General features: G+C 71.6%; 8 protein-coding genes and 2 pseudogenes. 6 read left to right on the top strand and 4 right to left on the bottom strand.

The window, feature by feature from the left end; all coding sequences use genetic code 11:
* Positions 1–364: 364 nt before the first annotated feature.
* From ABD343_RS39780 to ABD343_RS39770, 3 genes are all read right to left on the bottom strand, one after another.
* Positions 365–1,099, bottom strand: a complete 735-nt coding sequence (locus tag ABD343_RS39780; RefSeq protein ID WP_344535746.1) for a dienelactone hydrolase family protein — start codon at positions 1,097–1,099, stop codon at positions 365–367.
* A gap of 220 nt (positions 1,100–1,319) precedes the next feature.
* Positions 1,320–2,039: an IS3 family transposase gene (locus ABD343_RS39775; protein ID WP_344535745.1), complete on the bottom strand. Its 720-nt coding sequence runs from the start codon at positions 2,037–2,039 to the stop codon at positions 1,320–1,322.
* An 8-nt stretch (positions 2,040–2,047) separates the two neighbouring features.
* Positions 2,048–2,335, bottom strand: coding sequence for a hypothetical protein (locus ABD343_RS39770; RefSeq protein ID WP_344535670.1), 288 nt, complete (start codon positions 2,333–2,335; stop codon positions 2,048–2,050).
* On the opposite strand from ABD343_RS39770, the pseudogene ABD343_RS41100 reads away from it, so the two are divergent.
* From ABD343_RS41100 to ABD343_RS39745, 6 genes and pseudogenes are all read left to right on the top strand, one after another.
* Positions 2,334–2,879 (top strand): annotated as a pseudogene (locus ABD343_RS41100) (DUF2637 domain-containing protein); the annotation flags it as partial. The gene ABD343_RS39770 and the pseudogene ABD343_RS41100 sit on opposite strands and share 2 nt — an antisense overlap.
* 177 nt (positions 2,880–3,056) lie before the next feature.
* Positions 3,057–3,329, top strand: a pseudogene (locus ABD343_RS41095) (IS982 family transposase); the annotation flags it as partial.
* A 296-nt stretch (positions 3,330–3,625) separates the two neighbouring features.
* Positions 3,626–5,941: an MMPL family transporter gene (locus ABD343_RS39760; protein ID WP_344535669.1), complete on the top strand. Its 2,316-nt coding sequence runs from the start codon at positions 3,626–3,628 to the stop codon at positions 5,939–5,941.
* A gap of 142 nt (positions 5,942–6,083) precedes the next feature.
* The gene (locus ABD343_RS39755) at positions 6,084–7,625 is read left to right on the top strand and encodes a streptophobe family protein (RefSeq protein WP_344535667.1); all 1,542 of its coding nucleotides are present in this window, start codon (positions 6,084–6,086) and stop codon (positions 7,623–7,625) included.
* 72 nt (positions 7,626–7,697) lie between these two features.
* Positions 7,698–8,432 carry a response regulator transcription factor gene (locus ABD343_RS39750; RefSeq protein ID WP_344535666.1) on the top strand — a complete coding sequence of 245 codons (735 nt, stop codon included), beginning with the start codon at positions 7,698–7,700 and terminating at the stop codon, positions 8,430–8,432.
* A complete protein-coding gene (locus ABD343_RS39745) occupies positions 8,429–9,994 on the top strand; it encodes a sensor histidine kinase (RefSeq protein WP_425578384.1) in 1,566 nt (521 codons plus the stop codon). The genes ABD343_RS39750 and ABD343_RS39745 overlap by 4 nt, the downstream gene beginning before the upstream one ends.
* Positions 9,995–10,378: 384 nt before the next feature.
* On the opposite strand, the gene ABD343_RS39740 is transcribed toward ABD343_RS39745, so the two are convergent.
* Positions 10,379–11,713 carry an alkyl sulfatase dimerization domain-containing protein gene (locus tag ABD343_RS39740; RefSeq protein ID WP_344535664.1) on the bottom strand — a complete coding sequence of 445 codons (1,335 nt, stop codon included), beginning with the start codon at positions 11,711–11,713 and terminating at the stop codon, positions 10,379–10,381.
* Between the last annotated feature and the right edge of the window lie 80 nt (positions 11,714–11,793).

The raw sequence follows: 11,793 nt of genomic DNA, 5'->3' as shown, positions 1-11,793 counted from the left end.
GGCCACGGCTACCTCGCTGCCATCCGGGTGCTCCAGGCCGGAGAGAAGGCGCAGCAGTGTGGACGGCCGGGAGCCGTTGACACCGATGAGCCCGGCTTTGTCGCTGGTTGCGGAGTCGGGCGGACGCGGACACGGAGGGTGTTGCGGCGGCACGCAGAGACGTCTGAACCCTCGCCCAACCCACCGAGTGTGTTTTGTGGTCACCCGGTAGACCGGCCGTGCGACCGCCGACCTGGAGCGCTGACTGCAGGCGGCCTCCGCAAGCCACTCAAGGGCAGTCTTGCGACGTAGTAGCTGCTGTTCTCGATGGCGGCATCCTGGTCCGACAGTTCCTAGCGTCTGCTGTCGGGTCGAGGGGCCGGCCTCACTTCAGGTGCCGGGTGAGGAATCGGCCTGCTGCGTCGCCTGCGGACTGCGGGGTGCCGGTGTGTCCGCCCATGTTGGCGTGGAGGGTCTTCTCCTTGGAGCCGAAGGCGTCGAACAGGTCCAGGGCCGCCTGTCGGTCGTTGCCTTCGTCGTCCCATTGCAGCAGGACGTGCAGTGGAATGGTGACCTGGCGGGCCTCTTCGAGGATGGCCCGGGGGATGAAGCTCCCGGCGAACAGCACGGCGGCCGTGATGCGTGGCTCGACCAGCGCCAGCCGGGTCCCGATGGAGATCACTCCTCCGGAGTAGCCGACCGGGCCGCCGAGTTCGGGCAGTGGCAGGAGGGCGTCCAGGGCGGCCTGCCATTCCGGGACCGACTTTTCGACGAGCGGGAGGATGAGGGCGTCGATGATCTCGTCGCTGACCGGTTCGCCGGCCTCCATCGCCCGGCGCAGGTCGGCGCGGGCCTGCTCGGCGGCGGGCAGGCGGGGCCGGTCACCGCTCCCGGGGAGTTCGATGGTGGCCGTGGCGAAGCCCTCCGCCGCGCAGTGTCGGGCTCGGGCCGCCAGCCGGGGGTACATCTTGCGCAGTCCGAGGGGAGGGTGGCCGAGCAGGACCAGCGGCGCTGGTGCGGACGCGGAGGCGGGCGTCCACAGGATGCCGGGGATCTCGCCGAGGGTGAATTCGCGCTCGAGGACAGCGCCGTCGAGACGCTGTTCAGAAGTGAAGTGCATGGTCGTGCCTTTCGGGAGTGCCATGGAACGGCGCTCCCGGACGACCTATCGCCCGACCGTGACCCCGGAGGGGAGCACCCATGTCGATACGTTCACGGGTACCACCTCCTCGCTCTCTTGCACGGCCTGCGGAAACGTAGCAGTGGCTGCCGTGGTTCCGCCAACGGGTTTTCGCGCGCCTGAGCTTGTTCCGTTTTGGCGGACACCATCGGTGTGGTGGTCAGGCCGCCTTGGCGACGGCTTCGTAGTCGGCGGGACTTCGGTTGTCGAGGCTGCTGTGCAGGCGTTTGAGGTTGTACCAGCTCTCGATCCACTCGAAGATCGCGGTGCGTGCGGTGGCTCTGCTGGGCCAGGGGCGGTCGCAGGGAAGTTCCCTGTTGAGGGTGGCGAAGAACGACTCGGCGAGCGCGTTGTCCCAGCACTGGCCGGTGCGGCCGAGTGAAAGTCGGATGCCGAACTCGCGGGCCAGTGAGGCGAATTCATGGCTGGTGTGCTGGCAGCCGCGGTCGGAGTGAAAGATCACCCAGGCTGGTGGGCGGCGCTGATGGCAGGCCGCGCGCGGGGCATCGACGACCAGGCTGGTGCGCAGGTGATCGGCGGTGGCCCGGCCCACGACGCGGGGGGTGGCGATGTCGATGACGGTAGCCAGGTAGAGCCGGCCTTCGTGGGTGGGGATGTAGGTGATGTCGCCGCACCAGCGGGTGTCGGCGGCGGCCGGGTCGGGCTGGAAGTCGCGTCTTACCAGGTCGGGCCGGGCCGGTGCGGCCGGGTCGGGGACCGTGGTGCGGTGCTTGGGCGGGCGGTGGCGGCCGGTGAGGCCGACGGCCCTTGTCAGCCGTGCGACGCGTCGGCGTGAGCAGGCGGTGCCCTCGCCGGTGAGGGCGGCGTGGACGCGCGGGGCGCCACAGGCGCCGCGGGATGCCTGGTGGACTTCGCTGATCCGCGCGGTCAGTTCCGCGTCGCGGACCGCCCGCGGCCGGGGAGGCCGGTGCGGCGTGCGTAGAAGGCGGCACGGGAGACCTTCAGCAGCTCACAGGCGCGTTTGACGCTGTGGCTGCCCTGCTTCTCCGCCTCGATGAACGGATGCACGTTCACCAGGTCCCGGAACTGGCCCGCCGAGGGCTCCTCGGTGAAGACCTCGGACTCCTGCCTGCCCGTGCGTGAGCCTCCGGCCCGCCACCTCACTACGTAGGAGACGGAGCCGTCGGCGCGCTTTCGTTCTTCGACGTATGCCATGCACAGCACGGTGCGCAGGATCGATGATGGTGCCCGTGCCCACCCGGTGCCCACTTCCGGGCACGAAAAAAGCCCCTCCGGCAGCGTTCCCGCTGCTCAGAGAGGCTTTCTCTCAAGTGTCGGGGTCGCTCCACGTGGCATCCGCTCTGGGCCGACGGCGGTGGGGGAGCGGTTCGAGGTGTGGGTTGAGCGTGCCGGCGCGTTGCTGGTGGCCGGGGTGGGGGCGTACGCCTCCTATGTGCATCAGCGGGAGTTCGCGTTGCGGGGTGGTGCGGATCCGGCGAGCGCGGCGTTGTGGCCGTTGTCGGTGGACGGGCTGCTTCTGTTGGCCACGGTCGGTTTGCTCAAGCGGTCTGGGCGGTGGAGGGCCGGGCGGGGTGTGTTGTGGACGGCGTTCCTGTTGGGTGTTGCGGTGTCACTGACAGCCGATATCGCCGCAGCGCCGACACTGGGGTGGCGTCCGATTCTGGTCGCGGGCTGGCCACCAGTTGCCTTGTTGCTCGCTGTCGAGCTGCTCACTCATCGAGCGCGCGTAGAGGAAAGAGGTGCGTCTGCCGCTCGGGAATCGGCTGGGGAAGAAGCGGTCCCTGCCAGCGACGGTGATCCTCTGCCGGCAAAGGCGTGGGAGAAGGATCTCCGCCATCGGGAGGTGCCTCAGCGCCCCATCTCGGCGGAGAGCCTACGGCGGGATCTGCACATCGCCGCCGGACTCGACCGCTTCCTGGACGCCCGCGGCATCAGCCTCTTGCGGCCCTCCTACCGCAACCGAGTCCCGCGACCGGGAGAATCCCTGCTCCAGGCGGTACGACAACTGATGGAGTCGGTCAACGACACCCTCACAGGCCAGCTCGACCTCGACGCCCACGGCGGACGCACCATCGAAGGCGTCGGCGTCCGCGTGGCTCAACGCATCCTGGCCATGACCTGCGCGGTCTGGCACAACCGCACCACCGGCCGGCCCATCACCCGCTCGCTCATCGCCTACGACCACTGAGCCACATCGGAACTGATCATCTACCGCCCGATTCGCCTGGGACAGGAAGTCGATCCGAGGGGGACTCCTCGCGGTGACGCACAGGGTACGGATCTCTGAGAGTTCTCTGTGAGTCCGCAGGCCCTGAAGGGCTCGGGCATGGGAGCGCCCGTGCCTCGTACGGGAGGAGAGTCCCCGGCTCTCAGGGAGCTCCCAGGTTCTCTCCGGAAACGGCCAGACGCGGGTGCCAGGCTCCGACGGCACACCGAAAAGGGGCAGCGCCCCGCTTGATCGACGTTCTCTCGGGAGCTGTTCCTGTGGCCGTTCTTCTCTCCAAACTGGGCCGATTCTCGTTCCGCCAACGGTGGCTCGTGGCCCTGCTGTGGACCGCGGTGCTGGTCCTGGCGGGCGTGCTGGCCTCCAGGGCACCCGCGCCTCCGCCCGATGACTTCTCGATTCCGGACACGGAGGTGCAGCAGGCGTACGACCTGCTCGACGAGCGCTTCCCCTCCCTCAACGCCGACGGGGCCACCGCCCGGGTCGTCTTCAAGGCGCCCGAGGGGAAGGTGACCGACCCGGAGATCAGGAGCGACGTCAAGGAGACGCTCGGAAAGCTCTCCGAGGCCCCGCAGGTCGGGCAGGTCGTCGACCCGTTCACGGCCAAGTCCGTGAGCAAGGACGGCTCCACCGCCTACGCCCAGGTGTCCTACAAGGTGCCGGCGGCGGAGCTCTCCGACTCCGCGGAGAGCACCCTGCTGGACACGGTGGAGCGGGCCGGTTCCGACGACCTCACCGTGGAGGTCGGCGGCAACGCGGTCGGCGGGGCCAAGGAGGCCGGTCACCGCTCCGAGGCGATCGGGCTCGCGATGGCCGCCGTGGTGCTCGTCATCACGTTCGGCGCCCTCATCGCCGCCGGACTGCCGCTGCTCACCGCACTGATCGGGGTCGCCCTCGGTATCTGCGGCATCACGGCACTGGCGGAACCGCTCGGGCTGAGCGGCACGACCACGTCGCTGGCCACGATGCTGGGGCTGGCCGTGGGCATCGACTACGCGCTGTTCGTCGTCTCCCGCTACCGGGGCGAGCTCGCGCGGAGCCGTTCCCGCGAGGAAGCGGCCGGGCTGGCCGTGGGCACCGCGGGCTCGGCGGTGCTGTTCGCGGGGCTCACCGTGATCATCGCGCTGGTCGGCCTGGGCGTGGTCGGCATCCCGGTGCTGACGAAGATGGGGCTCGCCGCCGCGGGCACGGTCGGCATCGCCGTCCTGATCGCGCTCACCCTTGTCCCCGCGCTGTTGGGCATCGCGGGCAAGCGCGTCGGCCCGGCGCGGCCCCGGAAGGGGCGCCGCCGTCTCCTGCGCCGGACCCCGGCCGCCGACGGCGAGGACGGGTCCACGGGCACGACCCCGGAGACCGCCCGTCCCGGCCTGGGCGTGCGGTGGGCGCGCTTCGTCACGCGCCGTCCGCTCGCGGTGCTGCTGCTCTGTGTCGCCGGCCTGGCCACGCTCGCCGTTCCCGCGTCCCAGCTACAGATGGGCCTGCCCGACGACGGCAGCAAGGCCGAGTCCACCACCCAGCGCCGCGCCTACGACCTGCTCGCCGAAGGCTTCGGGCCCGGCTTCAACGGGCCGCTGATGACGGTGGTGGAGGCCGAGGACGGAGGAGACGCGCAGGCAGCGGCGAAGCGCGTGGCCACCCGGATCGGGGACATGGACGGCGTCGCCACCGTGGCCCCTCCCCGGATGAGCGACAAGGGCGACACCGCCGTCCTCAACGTGGTCCCCACCAGCAGCCCCGACAGCGCGGAGACCGCCGATCTCGTCCACGCGCTGCGCGCGCCGGAGCTGGAGGCGGACAGCGAGGCCCGCGTCCTGGTGTCGGGGACGACCGCGATGAACATCGACGTCTCCCAGAAGCTCAGCGACGCCCTCGTCCCGTACCTCGCGCTCGTCGTGGGCCTGGCGTTCCTGCTGCTGATCGCGGTGTTCCGGTCATTGCTCGTGCCGCTGAAGGCCGCGCTCGGGTTCCTGCTGTCGATCGTGGCGGCGCTGGGTGCCGTCGTCGCGGTCTTCCAGTGGGGGTGGCTCGCCTCGCTCCTCGGCGTGGCCGAACCGGGGCCCGTCATGTCGATCATGCCGATCTTCATGATCGGCGTGGTGTTCGGGCTCGCCATGGACTACGAGGTGTTCCTGGTGACGCGGATGCGCGAGGGCTACGTCCAGGGGCTCTCCCCACGGGAGGCGGTCCTCGGCGGCTTCGAGCACAGCGCCCGTGCCGTCACCGCCGCGGCACTGATCATGATCTCGGTCTTCGCCGGGTTCATCGGGTCGAGCGAGCAGATGATCAAGACCATCGGCTTCGGCCTCGCCGCCGCCGTCGTCCTGGACGCCTTCGTCGTACGGATGACTCTCGTACCGGCCGTCCTCGCCCTGCTCGGGCACCGCGCGTGGCGCCTGCCCCGCTGGCTGGACCGGATCACGCCGAACTTCGACGTGGAGGGCGAGAAGCTGCACGCGGAGGAAGGGCAGGGCGCGGCACCACACCCCGCGAACGACGAGGCGACGGCCTCCCCCGTCGGCGGCGCCGACGCAGCCGACGACTCGCGGGAGCCGGTGGCCACCAGCCGTCGCACGTAACCCCCGGCGTGCGACCGCGCGGGGCGCGGCAGAAGGTCCTGCCGCGCCCCGCGTACCCCTTCCCCTTCTTCTCCTCATTCCTCTTCGTCCTCTTCGTCCCCTTCTTCAGCTTCTTGAGCTTCCCGTATGGAGGAACCGGACCATGTCCCGCTCGTCACCGCCCGTTCCCGCGCCTTCCGTCGGTCCCTGGCGCCATGCCCTCGAAGGCGCCCTCACCGTCGTCGCGGCCCTGGCCGTGATGGCCACCGCCGGCTGGCTGGCGCTCCTGGCGCTGGGCGCCGGTGGGGTGGCGCCGCTCGCCCGGCTCGTTCCCGCGCTGGTGAGCACGGCTGTCGGCGGGGGGATCAGCTTCGCCTCGGATCCGGCCGAGCAGTCCGGGGGCGGGGGTGGTGGACCGCTGGGCGGGATGAGCCTCGGCCTGGGCGGGGAACTGTCCCTCACGCCTCTGACGCTGACGTTCCTGGGCACGGCCGTGCTCGCGCTGGGCTTCTTCCGTCCGCTGCGCCGCCGCGCCCGCCCGACCCCGGCGCTGCTGTGGTCGCGGTGCGGCGGGGCGACGGCTGCCGCGGTCGTCCTGCTCCCGCTGCTCGCCGTGCTGGGCCGGGGCGCCGCGCACCTGCCGGACTCCGTGACGGACCGGCTCGGGAAGGGCGGCTCCGGCGGTCCCGGCGGAGGTCCCGGCGGCCCCGGTGGCGGCATGCTCGGCAAGCTCACCGGCGGCGACGGACTGCCCGCCGTCCACTTCGAGACCGACGCCGTGGTGACCACGCTCCTCGGACTGCTGTGGGTGGGGCTCGTACTCGGTGTCGGCTGTGTGGCGGCCCGGCGTACGAGTCTGCCGCGTCCGCTCGCCCTCGGCCGCCTGCGGGAGAAGTGGAATCCGGTCCTCTCGGCCCTGACCGCGAGTGCCGCTGTCTTGTGCTGTCTCCCCCTGGTCCTGGCGCTTCTCGCCGCTGCGGCCTCCCTGACGGGCAAGGAGCAGGCCGTACGGGCGGCGGGCGCGCTGCTGCTGGCGGGCCCGAACCTGCTGGCCGTGCTGCTGACCTCCGGGCTGGGCGCCTCCTGGCAGGCGGAGACGCAGCGCCAGCAGGGCGGCGGCGGAATGACGGGCGGCGGCATGATGGGCGGGGGCGGAGCCGGCGGTGGTGGAGCCCCGGGCGGTGACAAGTCCGTCGACCTGTCGACCTACGCCTTCGGGGGCGTGCCGCTGTGGCTGGTCGGCCTGCTCGTGCTGCTGGCGGTGCTGGTGTTTGCCGGATACCGGGCCGCGGCGCGCACTCCGGCCCGTACGCTGCGCGAGGACGCGGAGGCGCCGCTGGGACGGCACTTGGAGCTCGCCCTGCGCATGTGCCTCGTCGTCTCCGGCACGACGGCCGTGTTCTGCCTGCTCGCCCGGGGTTCGGTGCACCTCGGCATCAGCATCATGGGCAACGAGATGGGCGGATTCACGGCCGGGCTCCAGGGCGTCGCCGGGGTCAGCGCCCTCACCGCGGCGGTGCTCGGCAGCGCTGCGGGCTACTGCGGCAGTCGGCTGTACGCGCGCCGGGCCGACCGGCGCGGGCCCGACGAGGTCCGGCCTGTCCGCGCCGGCTCACGTACGCTCGGTGCCGGGCCGGACGACAGCACCGGTCCGGCCTCCCAGGGTTCCCGGGCTCGTAAGGCGCCGTCGGAACCGGTTGTCTGAACGGCTCCGCACCGGCAGCCGGAAGCCCCCGCCCCCGCCCCTCTCGCCTCGACCAGGACCGTATATCCCCACATGGCTCTCTCCCCCTCTTCCCCGCCCTCCCCGTCAGGAGGCTCCGTCCGTCTGCTCGTGGTCGACGACGAGTCGACCGTGCGTGAGCTGCTGCGTACGGCGCTGCGGTATGCGGGCTTCGAGGTGGAGGCGGCGGCGACGGGGGAGGAGGCCCTGGACCTGGCCGATCGCCGGCCGCCGGATCTGGTGCTGCTGGACGTCATGTTGCCGGACATGGACGGCTTCGAGGTGATCCGCCGTCTCCGGGCGCAGCCGGGCGGGGGGCCCGGCGGGGACTTGCCGGTGCTGTTCGTCACGGCGCGTGAGGCCCGGCAGGACCGTATTCAGGGCCTGCGGCTGGGCGGTGACGACTATGTCACCAAGCCCTTCGACCTGGAGGAGCTGATCGCCCGTATCCACGCGGTGCTGCGCCGTACGAAGGCGGAGCCGCGGGCGGGGCTGGTCGTGGGCGATCTGGAGTTGGACCCGGAGGCGCATCATGTCGCGCGGGCGGGGCGGACGGTGCGGCTGTCGCCCACGGAGTTCAGGCTGCTGCACTTCTTGATGGCCAACGCCGGTCGGACCCGGACCAAGGGGCAGATCCTGCAGAGCGTGTGGGACTACGACTTCGGGGGTGACCGCAGCATCGTCGACACCTACATCAGCTATCTGCGGCGCAAGGTCGACACGGGCGAGCCCAAGCTCATCCACACCGTGCGCGGCATCGGTTACGTCCTGCGCGAACCGCACTCATGAGGTGGCGGGTCGGGTTGTTCCTGCGGGGACTGTCGCTGCGGACCCGGTTGCTGTTCTTGTCCATGGCGCTGGTCGCGGTGGGTCTCCTGGGGACGGGCGTCGTGGTCAGTACCGCGCTGCACGACTATCTGCAGGACCGGGTCGACGAACGGCTCACGGTGATCACACAGTTCGCCTCGCGCGTGGCCCCGGGCGGTGAGGGGGCGCGGGGGGTGCGGGCGGTGAGCCTGGGGGACAACACCGTGACGTTCGTGGACGAGGAGGGTGCGCTGCGCGACTCGGTCGACGCGACGACGCCCCCGCCCGGCGGCGGTCCCGATCTGCCCACGCTCGACCGGCGGGCCGTGGCGGCGAAGGAGGGGCGGCCGTTCACCGTTCCCTCCCGGGACGGCGAGCACGACTGGCGGGTGGTCGCCCTGCCCCGGACCGGGGTCGCGACCGGCTCCGACCCCGGCAGTGTGGTCGTGGCGTCGTCCCTGCGGGATGTCGACAACACGGTCGGCAAGACCCGCACGCTGTCCCTGACGGCGGGGATCGTGCTGTTGGGTGCGCTGGGAGTGGCGGGGCGGTTCGCGGTCCGTTCCGGGCTGCGTCCGCTCACGAGTATCGAGGAGACCAGCGCGGCCATCACCACGGGCGACTTCTCGCAGCGTATTCCCGAACTCGCCGGGCCCCGGACGGAGGTGGGCCGCCTCACGCAGCGTCTGAACGCGATGCTGGCCCAGATCGACACGGCCTTCCGGGCCCGTGCCGAGGCCGAGTCCCGGATGCGGCACTTCTTCGCCGATGCCAGCCACGAGCTGCGTACCCCGCTGGTCGGGATCAAGGGGTACACGGACTTGTACCGGATGGGCTATCTGCCGTCCCGGCAGGACATCGACGTCACCATGGACCGGATCGCCACCGAGTCCGAACGCCTGACCCAGCTCGTCGAGAACATGCTGCTCCTCGCCCGCCTCGACGAGGACGCCCACCCGCACTCGGAGTTGGCGCTGCCGCTGGAGCTGGAGCCGATGGACCTGCGCACCCTGGCCGCCGACGCCCTCCACGACCTACGGGCCCTGGACGCCACCCGCCCGGTCAGCCTCACCGGCCCCGGCGGAGGCAGACCGGCCTCCGCACCGGCCCTCGCTGACGAGGCCCGGCTGCGCCAGGTCGTCAGCAACCTGGTGGGCAACGCCGTCGCCCACACCCCGCCCGGCACCCCCGTCCGTATCGGCGTCGGCACCACCGGCGGGCACGCGGTCCTGGAGGTCGAGGACCACGGGCCCGGCCTGAGCCCCGAGGACCAGCAGCGTGTCTTCGACCGCTTCTACCGCACCGACGGCTCCCGCACCCGCACCGGAAACGGCGGCTCCGGCCTCGGCCTCGCCATCGCCCGCTCCCTCGTCACCGCCCACCACGGCCACATCACCCTCGACACCGCCCCGGACGCAGGCTGCACCTTCCGCATCCTGCTCCCGCTGCCGGACGAGACGACGGACGAGACGACGGACGAGACGACGGACGGGTCCCTGGACGAGTCCCGGGACGAGCGCCCGAACGGAAGCGCCTCCCCCTAGCGCCCGGACCTGGGCCTGATCGATTCCGGGGAATCCCTAGAGACCTCTGAGAACGCCCTCCGCCGCCCTCCGCGCCGACCCCGGCACCGGCGACGGGCACGAGCCCGAGCCCGGCGAGGCCAAGCTGGAGGGCACCGCGGTCTCCGAGGTCGACGGCCACCGCCTTCAGCTCCCCTGACGGTCGGCGACGGGGTCCAGCAGCGCCGTGCCGGTCGGAGGTCGACCTGCCCACCCCGAAGCCCCACCCCGAAGCGCGACGCACGGAGCGACTCATGACCATGGGACGTACCGCTGCAGGATCTGGCGCGGCACCTTCCCGTCGGACTTGGCGGTACCGAGGCGACTCGGACTACTCCTGTGCTCTCGCCCCCGCGCGTGCCGCGGTCATGCGCGTGCCGCGGCCACGCGCTGGTGGGGCTGGGAGAAGGCGAGCTTCCCCATCAGCGACCGCTCGGCCTCGCGGCGGCGGTCGAACACCTCCACGTAGCAGTTCTGGGCCGAGGGCGACTGCGGCTCGGCGAGGAACGCCCACTCCGCCACATGGCAGGCCATGCGGAGGTCGGAGTCGGCGAGTTCCCGCGCACGTGCGGCGAGCGCGTCGACACCTCCGGCGAGGTGGGCCACTTCACGGGCCTGCGTGACGGTCGGCGACGGCAGCAGGTTCGCGGGGTATCCGTCCCACCAGCCGCCGTACCGCCGGATCACGTTGCGGCAGATGAACTCGGGTCGGTCGTAGTGGGGCTGGAGGCGCGGGTGGGCGGCGAGGTGGTCGGGGACCGCCAGCGACTCCACGATCTCGTCCGGGCGCAGGCCGGCGTTGAGGCCGTCGAGCGTGTGGCGCACGATGTGGCGCAGGTACTCGGCCATCGTCAGCAGTTCGTCGCGGATCGCCTCGGCGCCCCGTACGCAGTCGCCGTGACCGGTGATCACGCACTCCGCGCCCAGGGCCGCCATCCCCTCCGCGGCGTCGGCCCACTCCTCCGCGTAGCGCTGGACCTTGCGGGGGTTCCCGGCGTTGGGCAGATAGCCGACCACCAGATCTCCGGCCGCGATCACCCGTCGCCGCGGTGCCCACACCCATGCGGCGTCGTCGGTCTCGCCCTTGGCGTGGCGCACCACGAACCTCTCGCCGCCGATGCGCAGTTCCAGGCTGTCGCGGAACGTGATGTCCGGGACGACGAAGTCCTCCGGCGCGCTCGGCCAGCTCCGGCCGTTGGCACCCGGACGCTGTCCGTTGATCGCGGCGTTCAGCCCCGCGGTCCTGGAGTAGCGGGCGTAGTGGTCGAGCAGGTTCTCGTGCCCGACGACACGCGGCCGTTCCCCCGCCTCCAGGAACGCCCACAGGCCGAAGGCGTGGTCGACGTGCCCGTGCGTGAACACGACGGTGTGCAGGGGCCGCGCGCTCACCCGGCGTACGGCGCGCAGAAGTGCGGGCCCGTCGCCCGCGCAGCCCGCGTCGACGAGGAGCAGGCCCTCGTCCGTCTCGAACAGCGCGACGTTCGCCATTCCCGGCTGGATCATGAACGTACGGGCGGCGACCTCGACGACCTCGGGCGGGTCCGGGGCGCCGACCTCGCGCGCCGCGACGTGCTGGAACTGCGCGTTGCCGATGTTGCCGAAGTTCCGGCGCATCAGCGCGTGCGCCCCCGGCCCCAGGTGCCGGTCGGCGGCCGTGCGCGGCTCTTCCGGACGGGCCGATCCGCTGGACGTAGCAGGCACGAGAGTCTCCTCACTGCGTGGGCGACGAGGAATTGACACTGATTAAACCACGCGGTTTAATCAGTGTGCGCCGTCGGATG

The sequence above is a fragment of the Streptomyces albiaxialis genome, from assembly GCF_039530985.1.
Classification (GTDB): Bacteria; Actinomycetota; Actinomycetes; order Streptomycetales; family Streptomycetaceae; genus Streptomyces; species Streptomyces albiaxialis.
This window is presented reverse-complemented; position numbering and strand designations above follow the sequence as displayed.

Coding starts and splice junctions, on each gene's coding strand:
- ABD343_RS39780 (WP_344535746.1), bottom strand. CDS start 1,099: ATGCACTTCACTTCTGAACAGCGTCTCGACGGCGCTGTCCTCGAGCGC.
- ABD343_RS39770 (WP_344535670.1), bottom strand. CDS start 2,335: ATGGCATACGTCGAAGAACGAAAGCGCGCCGACGGCTCCGTCTCCTAC.
- ABD343_RS39755 (WP_344535667.1), top strand. CDS start 6,084: ATGTCCCGCTCGTCACCGCCCGTTCCCGCGCCTTCCGTCGGTCCCTGG.
- ABD343_RS39750 (WP_344535666.1), top strand. CDS start 7,698: ATGGCTCTCTCCCCCTCTTCCCCGCCCTCCCCGTCAGGAGGCTCCGTC.
- ABD343_RS39745 (WP_425578384.1), top strand. CDS start 8,429: ATGAGGTGGCGGGTCGGGTTGTTCCTGCGGGGACTGTCGCTGCGGACC.